Genomic DNA, 15,241 nt, shown 5'->3' on the forward strand with positions numbered 1-15,241 from the left:
CTTGGTAAGTGTTGCTTTTACAATAAAAGCGAAGTTAAAGTTTTACCAAAACTTCGGCCTGTTTCTAAATATTTTAAGACAATAAATCGCTATTTAAAATCATAGGTATTACTAAGCCTACTACTATTGCAGACATTACCATAACCCAATCGCGTTTTGAAAACCTAAATATGGTTTGACCCAAAAAGCCTAAGAACAACACGACGAATACTATGATGAGTTGGGCAATTTCGATTCCTAATGCAAACTCTAAGAGCAACACCAATTTATTTTCTGATTGTCCTGAAAACAACAGGAATTCTCTCGCAAAACCAAGCCCATGGACTAATCCAAAAAACAGTGTGGAAAGGAACAAAACGCCTACTTTTTCATTCTTGGTTTTGCCTGCTGTAAATACATTATACAAGGCTACAATAAGTATGGTAACTGGGATTAAAAACTCCACCAAAGCTGCATTAACACTAACAACATCATAGGCTGCAAGCACCAAAGACAAGGTGTGTCCAAGTGTAAATGTGGAAACCAAAAGTAAAACACGTTTCCAATCTTTAAAAAGGTAGGGTACTGTAAGTACCATTAAAAAAAGGACATGGTCATAACCATTGATATCTAACACATGGTTAATCCCATATTTTACGTTGAACCAAAATTCGTCAAGCATAGTGAAATATTAGGGTTGTGCTCAAAAGTACAATTTATGCCCAATATTTAAAAATATGCTCTAAATGTAGCGTTTGGTGTAAACCCGAGAGAGTTTTGGATAATCCTGTCGACATTATTTTCATCGATCCTAAAAAAGCGGTTGATCTTGTTATTTCTATCTAAAACATTCCAGATGGATAGCCCAAACTGAGCTTTTGTTTTTGGCCCTAAATTAAATTTATAGATTGCAGAGAGGTCAACTCTAAAGTAATCATTAAGCTCAGTACTATTAGCAGCTCCAAAATTTACTTGTTCATCAATTATAGGTTGACCAGTATTGATTGGTGTTGCAGGAGTTCCGGAGTGCCAGTTCAAGCCAGCTGATAGTTTTAAAGACTTTGTCGTGTATGTCGAACCAAGAGTAATTGCATGTGTAATATCAAAATTACTTGGGAAATTCTGTTCTGGCAAAGCATCAAATTCGTAGTCATTGTTTAGAAAGGTATAGCTCATCCAAATGTTTGTTTTTTTGAAGCGCTTTCGCAACAAAACATCAAACCCAAATGCATCATAACTGCCACTGGTTCGTACAAATTCGTATTGATTTTGAAACCCTTGACTTTGGGTTGTAATGCCATCGACATTCTTATAAAAGCTTTCCAGGCTCGCTAACCAGCCTTTTTTATTGTAATGAATACCAACTGAGGCTTGTTTACTCCTCAGAATTGGTATTGTGTTATCATTGGACAATTGCCATCGTCTTTTTTCGATTCCCAAAAAATCATTTTGAAAGTTGATAATCTGAGACGTATATTGATGTTTGAATTCACCTAAAACTTCCAAGGTAAAATACTTCCCTAAGCGATGGTTAAAGCTAATTCGTGGCTCTACTATGATTTTTTCGAACTTATCTATATAATTAAACCTCAGCCCTCCTTTGGCAAAAGTGTTTTTGTCTTTGGAGCTCCAGTTTATCTGAGAAAACACACCGTGGGTTCTGACCACTTCAGAAATCAATGCTCTAAAAATAGGCACATCGACATCATCTAAATTAGTAACCTTGGTCTCTACAAAATGGTATCCATTGGTTAAACTTATTTGAGGACTAATCTTGTGGTCTGCCTTTAATCTTACACTGGTTTCCGATACTTTATTTTCCTGAAGAAATCGTTGCGAATCCAAAACGTTTGCATTGATTGCTTCGAGTTTGTAATCTGTTTCATAAACTTCAAACGAAGTACTTAGCTTACTGCTCCAAGTGCGTTCATAAGACAACCCTCCAGCAATACTGTTTTGCTTCAGGCTGCTTCGTCTTGAAATTTCTTCAGAATTGTCTACAGCAACCTCATCGAACATCAATTCATTATTAGTGTTGATGAAATTCAATCGTAGTTGATCCTTTTCACTTATATGATACAACCAACGAAATGACGTATCGTAGAAGTCAAAATCCTGATTAGAATTAATCACCTCATCGACATTATTAGTCACTTCAGTATCTTGGACAATGCGATCAAAAAACGTATTGTATGTTGGTGTCTTTACCCAATCGCTTAGCGACTTTCTAGCGGCTACTTGTATTGACGATTTTTTTCCGATAGGGATATCTGCAAAAGCATTTACATCTGTAAAGTTAACGCCAACACTAGCGGTAAAATCCTGGTTCAATTCGCTACCTGTATTCATTGCAATAGTCCCGGAAACGCCATCTGTAAGTGATACATCTGATCCGCTTTTTTGAAGCGATACTTTTTGGGTAATTTGAGGATTGTACATAGATATTAATCCAAAAAAGTGTCCTGACTGATACATCTTTATACCATCCCAAAGTATTAAATTTTGATCATGGGTTCCTCCTCTGATATTAATATTAGAAACGGTTTCGTTGACACTTTGTATCCCGGGAAATGCTTGTACAGCTTGAAGAATATCGGTATCTATCAGACCTGGTAAAATGTCGAATTTTGAAACGTCTATTTGGAATGTTCCATTATTCAATTTGCTTATTCCAGGGACAATATAGCTAGATAGCAAAACTTCTGATAAGGCTTCGATATTTTGACTTAGAACTATGTCTTCGCAAGTTGAATTTTGAAATTGACTAACCTGAACTTTTACGGGTTTATATCCAATGTGCCTTATCTCTATTGAATCCGTTGGCCGTTCTATCTTTATATTGAAAAATCCACTCTCATCACTAACTTCAGAATCGTTTCCAGATTGAATGGTTGCGTAGGCTACTGGAGCTTGCGTACTTTCATCCTTAAGAAATCCGCATAACATTAAATCATCTGGCCTGCTGATGATTACAAATGCATTATCTAGTACGTTAAAATTGAGTCTTGTTTGTTGTCGTAAATAATTTAGAGCATCAGCCAAACCAAGGGTTTCATCAGGGAAATCGAGGAATATATTCTCTACAACATCTTGAGCATAATTAAATTGAATGTTGTATCGTGTTTCAACTTGCTTCAAGACTTCAACAAGCGATGGTTTTTGGGCCTGCTGTGAATACCCACTGATATTGAGCAGCAGAAAGAGTCCTAAAAAGATGGTGTAATACTTATTGGTCTTGCCCATGAATAACTACTTGGTTGGTTTCAAGTATTTTGTAGGTTAGGTTCATGGGTTTTGTAATGGCAATTAATGCGCTTTCAATATTTTCGTGTGGAAAACCACCAGTAAATAAACGACTGTTTTCAACGTCTTGTAAACGTATTTCGATCTCATACTGTCGTTCTAATTCATCAATGACTTCAGAGAATGGAATACGTTCAAAATTACTTTTATTAGTTGTCCAGTCGGGTTGAGTGTTTACAGTCGTATCTTTAGAAATTTCCCCATTAATTAACCTAAAAGAATCTCCTGCTTCTAGCAACTCATCCTCACCTGATGCCAGAACTCTAACTTTTCCTTCAAAACATTCAACCAGAAACATCTTATTTCGCTGCTTTACATTGAATTCTGTACCAACTACTGTCACAGTTCCGCTTTCGGTAAGTACATCGAATGTCGCACCTTTTTCCACTTTAAAATAAGCTTCTCCTATAAGGTTTACCAACCTTTTATCATTCCAAGTATTTTCATTGAATGTTACTTGCGATTGAGCGTTTAAAGCAACTTCGGAATTGTCTGGTAGTTTAAAATTCAGTTTCTCAGCAATACTGGTTTCAAATGTTGTATCACCATTAGAGATTAGCGTAAGGAGGTATAGACCTATCCCAACAACAAAAACACCTGCTATCTTTAAAAATGTATTGAGCCTAAATGTTTTTTTGTTTGACTTTACGGCATAAGCATCCTTGAAAGACTGAAAGCTTTCAGTCTTACTTTGATTAGAGGCTCTGAAAGCCTTGGCTGCTTCAACAATCTTCTCATTAAAGTCTGCGTCTTCTAACTGAGAAAACGCTAGCTTTTCTGATTCTGAGAGATCATCTCTTAGCCATTTTTCTATTAATTGATCCTTATCCACTGCCATCTCTATTTATTATATAACAACCTAATCTTTTTTTTTCCTGATTATTTCAATTTAAAATCTCCTAGCTCTTGCTTTAGTTTATCAAAAGCTGTGTAAATTCTATATTCTACTACCTTTCGGGTAACTCCCAAAAATTCTGCAATTTCTGCATGTTTCTTGCCTTCTGCCTTATTCATTAAAAACGCAACTCTTTGGTCTTCAGTGAGCTTACTCAATGCAACTTGATATCGCTTTAAAAACTCTTTTTGTTCCAGCACATGTTCGGGTGTTTCTGTGGTACTGCTCTTAGGTTTTGTTTGCTGAAACTTTAATACTACTTTCTTATGCTTAATAGCATTTAGAACCATATTATTAGCCACAGTAAACAGATATGATTTTGCTTTTGAAAAGGATACATTCTTACAATTATCCCAAAGCTTCACAAAGGCATCTTGGGTGATGTCATTGGGATTGGATTCTGCACCGTATTTATAGTACAAAAAGTCGTGCAGATCCTTAGCGTATTTATTGTAAACACCTTCAAAAACTGATTCGCTACAAATATGTTCGTGTAGTTCTTTTGACAAGCTAATTATTTTGTTAGCCTAAAAGTATAGAAATATTTTTTACAATTTTTCAGGAATTTCAAAGATGAAGTTGTTTTAGTAATGTATCTTAAGGTAAAACTTTAGAAATGATTAAGAATACATTAAAGACAACAGCATTGGTTTTGCTTGGAACTCTAATATTATTTTCTTCTTGTAGAAAAGAAGAAATGGAGTTAATTAATACTCCAGACGATAATATTCTAGGTTCAAATTCTTCTATTGCAAGCTTAATGCAGCGTGTTGCTATCAATGATGGTTCTGTCGATAATATTCTCGACAGAGCAAATTGTTTTACCATAAAATACCCTGTAACGGTTACTGCAAACTCTGAAAATATTACGGTCACCAATGCTTTGGAATTGGATAATGTTGAAGCAGTTTTTGATCGCTATGATGATGACCCGGACGCCCTTACGATTCAGTTCCCTATTACAATAATAAAAGATGATTTTGAAGAAATTGAAGTTACTAGTAATTCAGAGTTAACAACCATAGCATCAAATTGTGCTGGCGAAAATGTAGCTGATACTGATATTGAATGTTTGGATTTTCAATATCCTATTTCTGCTTCAATCTTTAATACGAATAGTGAGCTTATAGGAACTGAAACACTTACTAACGATAAAGAGCTGTTCAGCTTTATCGAAGCTATAGACACCAATGATATTATTAATATCGATTTCCCCATAACTACCAAATTATATAATGATACAGAGACTGTGGTTAATTCACTTTCGGAATTAGAAACTATTATTTCTGCGAATATCAGTGCTTGTAACGAAGATGATGATTACGATTACAATGATGATGACTGTAATGATTGTACGGTTGAGCAGCTAACGCAACTCTTAACGAGTTGTCCTGCTTGGACGGTTGAAAATTTAGAACGCGATTCTAATAATACCGAAGACATTTATGTTGCATATAGGTTTGAGTTTTTTGCTGATGGTACTGTGATGGCAGAGTATGGTATTTGGAACTATTATGGTACCTGGTCAGCCAATGGTTCTGGAAATGACATTACTGTAGAGATAGATGTCCCCGAACTCCCAGATTGTAATAATAGTTGGAGATTACACGAGATTACAGAAAGCAATGGCGATATGGAATGCGATCTCAATCTTGCCAATGAAAAATTACGCTACATAAGCAATTGTGATTTTGAAAGCATTGACGACACAGCATTGGTTAATTCGATTACCTCAGGAGTATGGTTTGTGTCTTATTACTTTGATGATACCGACCTTACCAATACATTCAATGGATACACCTTTAATTTTTCCACTAACAACAATTGGATACTTGCTACAGGATCATCTGAAAATACTGGTGGTTATTGGCTAACACTCGCTGGCGATGAAACCGATATAGAATTAAACCTCAATTTTCTTGCTGACGTGTTACCTCTTGATAATATGGTTGAAGACTGGGATGTTGTAAGTGTAACTTCGGACATGATTGTGCTAAGAGATATGAGTAGTGGCGATGGCACTATAGATGAATTGATATTAGAAAAGAATTAAAACCTAGATATGAAAAAGAAAGATTCTACTAAACAAGGTTTTAATTAACTAGGCTTTATTGCTTCAGGCATAGCCTGAAGCATCGAGCCGAATTTAAACACAGAATTAAACTTTAAAACCAAATATTATGAGAAAGAGTTACAATTTTAAAATCCTATTCACATTAGCATTTGCTTTTGTCTTTACGTCATTTAGTTTTTCGCAGATCCGAATGATCGAAGTAGACCCAAGCACAGAGCGTGTTAAGGTTAAGAACTTTGGAGGAACAACAGTGGATATAAGTAGTTATAGAGTATGTACGCTATTTAACTACGCTGGAAGTGCACCGTTGAGTAGTATGACACTTTTGAGTGGTGATTTCAATCTAGAGCCAAATGCCGAAGTAGAATTTACTAGTGCAGCAGCCATGAATGATACTGCTGCAGATTTTTGCTTGTACTTAGGTTCTGGTAGCTTTGGTTCGCCTTCTGCCATGGTTGATTTTGTACAATGGGGAAGCAGTGGAAACGGTAGAGAAAGTGTTGCCGTTAGTAAAGGTATTTGGTCAGCTGGTACTTTTCTAGATGATACCGATGCGCCATTTCAATATACAGGAGATGGTTCTCAAAATGGTGTAACTTTTTGGGATAGCTTACTTAGTGTTAGTGACTTTACTATTAGTAGTTTAAAGTTATACCCTAATCCTACAGACTCTGAGCTAAACATCACTTTCAATTCGAATATTGCTAGTGGTTCTATCGAGGTATTTAACATACTAGGAAAGCAAGTGTTTTCTAAAGACATTAATAATGCTAATTCCGATAGTCTTAATATTTCAGATTTGGCTCAAGGGCTATACCTGATCAGAATTAGCAGTGAAGGACAATCTGAAACTAAACGTTTTATAAAACAATAATTATGAAAATAGGTTCAATAAAGATCATCGCTTTTATCCTCATTGGTGCTGTATTTATAGTTGGTTGTACAACAGTAACCGAAGATGATCTTATTGAGCCTGTTCAACAAACCGTAGTCATTACCTATGACAATACTGTAAAATCCATTATTGATAACAATTGTATTGTTTGCCATACTGAACCGCCTGAAAATGGCGCCCCTATGCCTCTACTTACCTTCGAACAGGTAAGGGAGGCTATAGAAAACAGAGGATTAATTGATCGCATTTCGTCAACTGACCCTGGGTTTTTAATGCCTTTTGGAGGATCCAGACTACCTCAACCTCTTATCGATCAGGTTGTGCAATGGCAGGAAGATGGATTGCTTGAGGAATAAAATAAACTACTAAAGCTTTGGAACGATAATATATGATTGGATCCAACAGCCAATATCTATTCTTTTCCCGGACATATCCATTTGAAATATTTCTTTTCTTGTTGGTGCTTTAGCCTCGTAATAATCCACAGATTGATTAACTCTCTTTTGTAGTGTTGGGTCTTTAACAGATGCCTTTTTTGCTTCTTTCGCTGCTAACCAATATACAGCCCTTTTATAAAAATTATCCTTACCGCAATTCTTAGCACTATCGTCATACATATCTGCGATTGCTAAATGAGGTTTTCCGTTTGATGGATTTAATTTTAAAGCATTTAAAAAATAGGTTCTTGCTTGGCTGTATTGTCCTTTCTTTTTAAGAATAACCCCAATTCGATATGCCAAATTTGATTTTTCGTAAGCATCCTTTTCTAACTCATAGGCCTCCTTTAAATACTTATATGCTTCCGCATCTTTTCCTTTTTTGAATAAAATTGTAGCGACGAAAATTTTAGTGTCCGCAGATGGCGATACCTTATCATATTGCTTTACGAGTTGCTCATAGAGTACATCTTCGGTACATTCTTTATGATACATTCTATTTACGGATCGCTTTAACCAAATAGAATCGTTTTGATGAGTTTCGAAGCTTTTTGAATACAATGGAATTAAAATATTACAAGTAGATTTTGAAACTGATAAGGCTTCAATATTTTGTTGAATGAGTTTGTAGTTTTTTAAATAACTCTCGCAAACATCTTTAGCCTTTACCTCTTTCCTATTGAGTGTTTTACCACTTTCTTGCTTTGATAGTATTTCATTTAGCTTTTCTGAATAATTTTGAATTTCAACCTCTATCTTTTCACTGACTTCGTCATATGTATTGAACAGCTCAGCAGCTGGTTTTTTTCCTTCTTCGTACATGTGTACAGATAAAGAAAAATACGAGTACAAACTTTTGGGATGCGTAAACGTTGTTTTGTCCGTTTTAAATACTTTATCAAAACATTTATACAATTCTTCTTTGCTCTTGCCTAGTTCACCTTTATGGTCATATTGTAATTGACAACTTTTAGCAAGGTATTCACCTTTGGGTGTTTTGTTGGCAAAATATTGGTCACGGTCTTTCCATAAAGCAATTAAGTCTTCAATAAGTGTTTTCTTTTCTTCAACTGTACTAGCTTTAATTTTATGTTTTAGTATTTTTTCTCCATCAGCATAAATTGCCAAACTAAGATCCGGGCAATTTGTTTTCACGTACAACCATGGTTCATAGGCTACATCATATTTTTTTGCTTTAACAGATTCATGAAAAAGTGAAAGTTTTGTATTGCACTCTGCTTCTTTTTGAGCGTTTGCTAAACTTATGCCTATTAGCAAACTAGTGCAAAAAAGGATTGAATTTCTTATCATAAGGCAGTTGACTTGCAGTTAGTTAATACACACGAAACCACAAAAAACATACCAAAGCCCTATGCTTAATTAAGTGAAAAACTCAATGACTCATTGGAACGACCACTTTACCTCACAAAAGAGATACTTCACTAATTATGGCTTAATTATTGATGTTTTCATTACTACTTTCAAACAAATCAATGATATGAGAACCTCGTTACTTTTAGTCCTTTTTTTGGTTATAACTGGATGCCAAGAGAAGCCTGCAAAAATCGACATTGCGATATCCAGCCCTGAAGAAGTCATCACTATCAACGGCATCACTATTAATGATCCGAAGACAGAAGCAAATCTCAGCATCTTTATCCTTTCAGGAAAGGAAGAGATAGACGGTAAACCCTACAAGACCCTATCTGAAGCTATGGAAGCAAAAGAGGTGACGGTGAAAGAAACTGGCTCTGTAAATCAGCTTTCAATAGATAACGATAGCCAATTCTATGTCTTCATTCATTCTGGTGATATTGTAAAAGGAGGCAAGCAAGATCGCACAATAGCCTTTGATATTATTATCCCACCAAAAACAAAAAATATTCCTTTAGAAAGTTTTTGTGTAGAACAAGGCAGATGGCGACAACGATCCAACGAAAACGTTTCTACCTTTAGTGCCAACACAAAAATGTTGTCCTCTAAAGATTTAAAGTTAGCGGCAAAGCATGCGAATAATCAAGGGGTAGTATGGCAAAAAGTTTCGGAACAGAGCACTTCTTTAAATAAAAATTTATCAGACAAAAGCGGATATGCTGTTGATGTTACTGACAACGAATCGGACAGTAGTTTGCAATTGGCTTTAGAGAGTAAAGAACTCAAAAAAAGTAGAGATTCTATTTTTGAAAAGCTGAAACCTTTAATTAAGACACCTGATGCCATTGGTTTTGCTTACACAATAAATGGAGAAATTTATGGTATTGAAGTGTATAACAACAAGTCTCTTTTTACAGATTTATGGGATAAACTATTGGAATCTGTAATCGTGGAGGCCATTAGTAAAGAAGGTGAAGACCTAACTACGGAGGCTTCAAAAAAAGATGTTGCAACCTACATGAACGCTGTAAAGCAAAATGATAAAAAGACCGACAAAAAACTCAATAAAATCACGAATCTAAAAACTATTAAAAACGATAAAGGAAATATTGTTTTTATAACTGAAGACTTAGAAAAGCAAAATTGGATTCATAAAAGCTATATGACTGTCGATACTTCGACGCCAAAAAAGAATGAAATGCAGTATGAGAACAACAGGTTGAGTAATGGTAATTAATGTTGGCATCTTAAGCCAACATAATGAATACGTAGACTTTGTTAGCGCCTTTCTCAGTAGTTTAACTCATTAGTTCTTGGAATATCCCAACTGTTTAAAGAGCTCTGGTGATTGCTTTAAATAACGATTTTTGTTCGTTTCTTGGAACCATGCTTTTGATATGTTTTCATTATTATAAAGACGAGCGTCTTTCCAGTGCGAAATTCCTTGAATATATAGTCTTTGCCAGTCTTCGTTTATGAAACTAACTGCTTTGATATTCTTGTTATAGATGAAGTCGAAAAAATTGACGAACCATTGCTCCCACACTTCAGTGTTTTCTTTATCAATGCCTTTTATTGGGCTAGACTCTGCAATCATTATTGGTTTTTTGTGTGCCTTTGCAAAATCCAAAACATCATCACAATAAGTGCCGAAATTAGCCCCGCCATACGCATGACCAAAAACGGAGATCCCTACCCAGTCCACGTAGTCATCACCAGGATACCATGCAGACAACTTGTAATCCTTGAACGGTTTGGAAGCATGTGAATGCCAAACAAATGCAATATTGTTTGCACCTTCTTTCCTCAACAGATCAACGATACGCCTGTATGCCTTTACATACTTCTTGGGCTCTAGCTCGTTATGTGGCCCATCAAATTCATAACCTATCCTCAGATATATAGGTCGATTTGTAGATTTTGCCCAAGCACCATATTTCTTGATGACCTTATCATAATCACCTTTACCAGCTTTCTTAGCAACATCCCATTTGCCAACCATCCACATACCACTTTGTATAACTGTATTGGGAAACTTATCAATTAACATTTGATGATTTTGTGAGCTACCAGTGTCATTCTTATAGGGTTTTGTAACACCCTTAAATTGTGATACTGCCCAATACGCTGACCAGCCACCTGGGATATTTTGATCAGGGAAATTCTCAAGATATTCTGAAATACCTTCAACGGTTTGTCCCATAATAAGCAGGGTTTTTCCTTGTGGAGGAACAAACTTTGCTTGTTCGTAATCATAAACAAAATTAGGATCAACTTCTGTATTGATTTGTGATACCATTTCTTCAATGGATAGTTCGGTAGATACTGAATCTTTATTTGTTTTTTCTTGTGACCAAACGAATGGTGATGAAAAAAATAATAGCCCAGTGGCTAAAAAAATAATTCCATTATGAATTGTTGTTTTACAAATCATCGTGTTAAAATTGATCTCTTTTTTAATTTTTATATCAGGTGATGTATTTAGAAATTGGCATTTATAAGCAGTAAATCAGTTATTAAATTATAGCCTCTCTTTTAAAATTTTCCTTCATGCTTTGAGTGAATTCTTCTTTTGTTCCATCGTTTTTAAAAATGGTCACTTTCACATCAAATACCCCCCATGCTTTAATTTCAATTCTAAAATTATTACTTCTATTAACACTAGATCTTAGCCTTTTCTTAAACGATGGATGCAAATAATATTCAACTCTTTTTACATCATTGAGAGAATTGTTTCCGGTTGATTCTATACTAAGAAAAATTTGATAATGAGCTTTGCCACTAAGCCTAAAGTGAATTGGCTTAAACTTTGTATTAAGTATTGTAATTAATTTGTAATTATTCATAATGATGAATTAAATTATTGTGGAAATGACTCCATTCCTTGTGTTTGATCTTCATCCGACGGACTAGAACGCTCAAGGTTTTCTTCTAATGTCTCAGCCTTTTTACTCACCTCTTTATATTGATCGAGAACAACTTCACTCCCTTTACTTCCAAAGTAATACCCTATTAACGTCGTTAACACTCCACTTAGGATTAAAAATCCATCTTTAAAAATATTTAACCAAACTTCAGCTGTTTCTATGCTCTTGTCAACCTTATATTCAGCCCACGCTTTTCCAAGAACAAAAGCTAAAATTATTATAAAACTTATCAATACAATATATGTTATTCTTATTGTTAGGCGATTAATGCTTTTGGCCAGTTGTTCCTGAAGTGAGGTTTTAGCTTTCTTGTCCATTAGTTTCGAAGATTAAAATGAATCTATTATATAAACATATTGAATTAATAAATACCTGTTTGCTAAACAGTTACCCGAATAAATATATTAAAATTAATTAGGTTATTGAGAAAGTACTAAGCAATATTTTTAGCTAAACATATACGACTTATAGAAAATGTTTTTAACCGAAGTGCGAATAAAAAAACCTCAATCTATTAATAATTAAATAGTTGAGGTTTCCTGTTTTTCGTAAAATACCTAATTTCGAAATTTATTTATTTAGACCATATAAGACAGCATTATATATTACATACTACGCTTATATTTAAGATATTATTAAATAGCTAAAGCCTTCAGTTTTGTCAAAGAAAAGATTAGAAGTAGCTGTAATATTAAAAAATATTTTACTACTTTTAATTATGTAAAAAACCAAGTGTCAATTGGTTATCCTCCCCCCCCCCTATAGCTTATTAATAGTTGAGTTGCGCAATTAATTCAGCACATAATAACTTGTCATATGATTCTATTGTATGGCTAGTATGCTGTACTTGATTTTATATAACTTTTAATTATTTAAGTTCTAATAAAATAGAAATAAGCCTTCTTTGAATTACAAAGCAATAGAAGTCCTTTTATCAACTTTCCGGAATGGGTTAACTAAAGTAGACTTTATGTTAGGCATTAATGATATTTAATAGTCAACACAAAATTGGATAAATAAACATAAAAATGAAATGGATATTTTTTATTTCCCTCTATTCTTTTTCTTTATTTGAATGCTCTTATTCTCAAAATATAGAAAATTCACCATACGAGTGGAAATATGTAACAATTGCACATAAATTACTTCAACAAGAGCAAATTATTTCTGATTTACCTTCTGAAGAATTTGATGTTAAATATAGACTAATAGATAGTCTTATTGATAATGCTTCAATTAAGATTCAAAAAGTTTTAAAAGGGAAGCCTTTAAACTCAAGAAAAAAGTCAATGAATATTTTAAATCATATAGATATAACCCTAAGTGAAATGTCTTTTAAAACAGCTGTTAGAACAGAGTATCTCTTTCAAGCATTAGAACCTGTTAAAATTGACAGAGTTTCCCCTACTTATGCCTATAAGGATAAAAGACGTAATAATGACTCAAAATATTATAAATATTCCACTTATATCAATGATAAACGTGTTACTATCTATGAAACTGAAAGACAAAAAGAGTATTTTGATATTAATCCGTCAGATTATTTTTACCCAATTGATTGTGATTTAGGAGCATATTTATATCTAGCTATAGCTGAGGTTAATAACCTAGAAATGCATTTAATTCAAGTTCCATCTCATTCCTTAGTTCGTCTATATTATGGAAAAAATAAATTTGTTAATTGGGATAATAATACAGCCGAATATTTTGAAAATATAGAAATACAAAATGGACTAACTTATACTAGCAGTACGAGACTTAAAGATAGAGAGCTAGTTCAAGGAAAATATTTGAAAAATTTATCTGACACCGAAGTAATCGGCTATCATCTTTCGTTCCTTTATCAGCAACTTTATGAAAAAAATAAGTTTTTAGAGGCCAGAGAAATGCTTGAAAAATCTTTAAGTAGTTATCCTGATTCCCCAATGTGTATGAATAATTTAGCCTGGGTCTTAGTATCAGTTGATAAATTTGATAACCCTTCTGACAATATGTTAGCACTTAAACTCTCAAAAAAGGCTTATAGTGTACTGCCAAACAAATTAGAATATGCAATTACTCACTCTTGTGCTTATGCCGCCAATGGTGATTTTAAAAGAGCAAAAGAAATTCAACTCAATGGACCTAATCTTAGATACTTGATAAACGGGTTTAACAATAGTAAAAAATGTTCCGAATTATATTCAAAGAAAAAATAATTGATAATTATGAGTAAAAGTAAATTGGACATTTTTTTAGATTTGAGTAAGTTGATTGCTATGGTTATAGGGGGTTGTTGGGTGGCTTTCCAATATTTTGAGCATGATGCACAAATTAAGCAACTAGATAATAAAAGAGCTGTTCTTGACACTATTTTAGGTAATCAAGAGATTGTTAAAAATAAACAAGAATTAAAATTAGCTCAACAAGAAGATAGCATAAAATCAATAGAACTAAAGTACATGAACAGTTTGAAAGATTCTGAATTAAAGGCACTTGAGTTACAGAATCTGAATAATGATATTCAATATAAATACAGAGAAATAGAAACTAAATTAGGGATAAAATCAGTTGAAGTAGAAACACAATTAAATGAAATTAAGTTAAAATCTAATTTGAATGAAAAATACGAGACCAAATTTCATGTAGAAATTGAAAAGAAAGGTCAAGTATTTAATGATTCCTTAGTATATATTATTAAGCCAAAACTTGAAATAATTAATAATTCTATTAATGATATGGAAATTTCTGCTGTGGTTTTTGAGATATTTTATAATAACTTAAGTTATAGACATCTAGAAGATGGTGTTGTTTCTCTTATTATGTTAGATAATCCACCGAACATTTTTTTTGAACAAAACTCCAGAGTTGCTCTAGCAATTAAAAACCTTTCGATTCCAACTTCTAAATGGGAAAAAATTGGATATGATTCTAATATTATAAGTGACCCTGATTACTTTTTAAGATTGGATGATAACTCAATAATTAAAGAATATCTGACTAATAATATTTTTACTTTTAACGGCTTAGGAACAGGTTTATACAAACCTGATGAAAGAATGAACATCTCTCCTATTTATTATGTTAAGTTGAATCGTGCTCAAGTGGTTTGTATTTCTGTTAATGTATTATTTAACAAAGGTATAAGTGGTAGACGATTTTATACTGATTCGTTTATTCAAGTTTTAGAAGACGTTAATTGATTTTTCAATCGTACAAACATTAAAAATAAAAATCCGTAATTCATTAATATTAAATGATTACGGATTTTATCTGTACTCAAGGTGGGAATCGAACCCACACTCCCGAAGGAACTGGATTTTGAATCCAGCGCGTCTACCAATTCCGCCACTTGAGCAAATTGGACAGCAAAAGTAT

Annotated in this window: 14 protein-coding genes and 1 tRNA gene; 6 read left to right on the plus strand and 9 right to left on the minus strand. The window is 33.7% G+C overall.

Features of this window, described 5'->3' with window-relative positions; all coding sequences use genetic code 11:
- Nucleotides 1–73: 73 nt before the first annotated feature.
- Genes NCE97_RS00735 through NCE97_RS00750 form a run of 4 tightly spaced genes read right to left on the minus strand, consistent with a single transcriptional unit; the run spans nucleotide 74 to nucleotide 4,686 of the window.
- Nucleotides 74–661 carry a HupE/UreJ family protein gene (locus tag NCE97_RS00735; protein WP_353776951.1) on the minus strand — a complete coding sequence of 196 codons (588 nt, stop codon included), beginning with the start codon at nucleotides 659–661 and terminating at the stop codon, nucleotides 74–76.
- A gap of 47 nt (nucleotides 662–708) precedes the next feature.
- A complete protein-coding gene (locus NCE97_RS00740) occupies nucleotides 709–3,222 on the minus strand; it encodes a TonB-dependent receptor (RefSeq protein ID WP_353776952.1) in 2,514 nt (837 codons plus the stop codon).
- The gene (locus tag NCE97_RS00745; protein ID WP_353776953.1) at nucleotides 3,206–4,120 is read right to left on the minus strand and encodes a FecR family protein; all 915 of its coding nucleotides are present in this window, start codon (nucleotides 4,118–4,120) and stop codon (nucleotides 3,206–3,208) included. Before NCE97_RS00745 ends, NCE97_RS00740 begins: the two co-directional genes overlap by 17 nt.
- A gap of 41 nt (nucleotides 4,121–4,161) precedes the next feature.
- Nucleotides 4,162–4,686 (minus strand): RNA polymerase sigma factor, encoded by a 525-nt coding sequence (locus NCE97_RS00750; RefSeq protein WP_353776954.1) that lies wholly within the window; start codon nucleotides 4,684–4,686, stop codon nucleotides 4,162–4,164.
- Nucleotides 4,687–4,793: 107 nt separating this feature from the next.
- On the opposite strand from NCE97_RS00750, the gene NCE97_RS00755 reads away from it, so the two are divergent.
- The 3 genes from NCE97_RS00755 to NCE97_RS00765 all read left to right on the plus strand — a co-directional run bounded on the left by NCE97_RS00755 (nucleotide 4,794) and on the right by NCE97_RS00765 (nucleotide 7,502).
- Entirely contained in the window at nucleotides 4,794–6,230 is a 1,437-nt protein-coding gene (locus tag NCE97_RS00755; protein WP_353776955.1) for a hypothetical protein, read from the plus strand.
- 127 nt (nucleotides 6,231–6,357) lie between these two features.
- Entirely contained in the window at nucleotides 6,358–7,125 is a 768-nt protein-coding gene (locus tag NCE97_RS00760) for a T9SS type A sorting domain-containing protein (RefSeq protein ID WP_353776956.1), read from the plus strand.
- A 2-nt stretch (nucleotides 7,126–7,127) separates the two neighbouring features.
- Entirely contained in the window at nucleotides 7,128–7,502 is a 375-nt protein-coding gene (locus NCE97_RS00765; protein WP_353776957.1) for a hypothetical protein, read from the plus strand.
- Between the two features lie 9 nt (nucleotides 7,503–7,511).
- Here NCE97_RS00765 and NCE97_RS00770 read toward each other — a convergent pair whose 3' ends face one another.
- Nucleotides 7,512–8,738 carry a tetratricopeptide repeat protein gene (locus tag NCE97_RS00770; RefSeq protein ID WP_353776958.1) on the minus strand — a complete coding sequence of 409 codons (1,227 nt, stop codon included), beginning with the start codon at nucleotides 8,736–8,738 and terminating at the stop codon, nucleotides 7,512–7,514.
- Nucleotides 8,739–8,979: 241 nt separating this feature from the next.
- Between NCE97_RS00770 and NCE97_RS00775 the strand changes: the two genes are divergently transcribed.
- Nucleotides 8,980–10,194, plus strand: coding sequence for an ARPP-1 family domain-containing protein (locus NCE97_RS00775; protein WP_353776959.1), 1,215 nt, complete (start codon nucleotides 8,980–8,982; stop codon nucleotides 10,192–10,194).
- 69 nt (nucleotides 10,195–10,263) lie between these two features.
- On the opposite strand, the gene NCE97_RS00780 is transcribed toward NCE97_RS00775, so the two are convergent.
- From NCE97_RS00780 to NCE97_RS00790, 3 genes are all read right to left on the minus strand, one after another.
- Nucleotides 10,264–11,391 (minus strand): glycoside hydrolase family 26 protein, encoded by a 1,128-nt coding sequence (locus NCE97_RS00780; RefSeq protein WP_353776960.1) that lies wholly within the window; start codon nucleotides 11,389–11,391, stop codon nucleotides 10,264–10,266.
- 82 nt (nucleotides 11,392–11,473) lie between these two features.
- Nucleotides 11,474–11,803 carry a pYEATS domain-containing protein gene (locus NCE97_RS00785; RefSeq protein ID WP_353776961.1) on the minus strand — a complete coding sequence of 110 codons (330 nt, stop codon included), beginning with the start codon at nucleotides 11,801–11,803 and terminating at the stop codon, nucleotides 11,474–11,476.
- Between the two features lie 14 nt (nucleotides 11,804–11,817).
- Nucleotides 11,818–12,201 (minus strand): hypothetical protein, encoded by a 384-nt coding sequence (locus NCE97_RS00790; protein WP_353776962.1) that lies wholly within the window; start codon nucleotides 12,199–12,201, stop codon nucleotides 11,818–11,820.
- 711 nt (nucleotides 12,202–12,912) lie between these two features.
- Between NCE97_RS00790 and NCE97_RS00795 the strand changes: the two genes are divergently transcribed.
- Nucleotides 12,913–14,082, plus strand: coding sequence for a tetratricopeptide repeat protein (locus NCE97_RS00795; RefSeq protein ID WP_353776963.1), 1,170 nt, complete (start codon nucleotides 12,913–12,915; stop codon nucleotides 14,080–14,082).
- Between the two features lie 9 nt (nucleotides 14,083–14,091).
- Nucleotides 14,092–15,066 (plus strand): hypothetical protein, encoded by a 975-nt coding sequence (locus NCE97_RS00800; RefSeq protein ID WP_353776964.1) that lies wholly within the window; start codon nucleotides 14,092–14,094, stop codon nucleotides 15,064–15,066.
- Nucleotides 15,067–15,139: 73 nt separating this feature from the next.
- Here NCE97_RS00800 and NCE97_RS00805 read toward each other — a convergent pair.
- Nucleotides 15,140–15,221, minus strand: a tRNA-Leu gene (locus NCE97_RS00805).
- Nucleotides 15,222–15,241: the final 20 nt, after the last annotated feature.

Source organism: Winogradskyella sp. 3972H.M.0a.05 (genome assembly GCF_040493455.1).
Taxonomy (GTDB): domain Bacteria; phylum Bacteroidota; class Bacteroidia; order Flavobacteriales; family Flavobacteriaceae; genus Microcosmobacter.

Excerpts from the sequence above, each read along its gene's own strand:
- NCE97_RS00735 (WP_353776951.1), bottom strand. The coding sequence starts at position 661 with ATGCTTGACGAATTTTGGTTCAACGTAAAATATGGGATTAACCATGTG.
- NCE97_RS00790 (WP_353776962.1), bottom strand. The coding sequence starts at position 12,201 with ATGGACAAGAAAGCTAAAACCTCACTTCAGGAACAACTGGCCAAAAGC.
- NCE97_RS00740 (WP_353776952.1), bottom strand. The coding sequence starts at position 3,222 with ATGGGCAAGACCAATAAGTATTACACCATCTTTTTAGGACTCTTTCTG.
- NCE97_RS00795 (WP_353776963.1), top strand. The coding sequence starts at position 12,913 with ATGAAATGGATATTTTTTATTTCCCTCTATTCTTTTTCTTTATTTGAA.
- NCE97_RS00780 (WP_353776960.1), bottom strand. The coding sequence starts at position 11,391 with ATGATTTGTAAAACAACAATTCATAATGGAATTATTTTTTTAGCCACT.
- NCE97_RS00765 (WP_353776957.1), top strand. The coding sequence starts at position 7,128 with ATGAAAATAGGTTCAATAAAGATCATCGCTTTTATCCTCATTGGTGCT.
- NCE97_RS00760 (WP_353776956.1), top strand. The coding sequence starts at position 6,358 with ATGAGAAAGAGTTACAATTTTAAAATCCTATTCACATTAGCATTTGCT.
- NCE97_RS00785 (WP_353776961.1), bottom strand. The coding sequence starts at position 11,803 with ATGAATAATTACAAATTAATTACAATACTTAATACAAAGTTTAAGCCA.
- NCE97_RS00800 (WP_353776964.1), top strand. The coding sequence starts at position 14,092 with ATGAGTAAAAGTAAATTGGACATTTTTTTAGATTTGAGTAAGTTGATT.
- NCE97_RS00755 (WP_353776955.1), top strand. The coding sequence starts at position 4,794 with ATGATTAAGAATACATTAAAGACAACAGCATTGGTTTTGCTTGGAACT.
- NCE97_RS00775 (WP_353776959.1), top strand. The coding sequence starts at position 8,980 with ATGACTCATTGGAACGACCACTTTACCTCACAAAAGAGATACTTCACT.
- NCE97_RS00745 (WP_353776953.1), bottom strand. The coding sequence starts at position 4,120 with ATGGCAGTGGATAAGGATCAATTAATAGAAAAATGGCTAAGAGATGAT.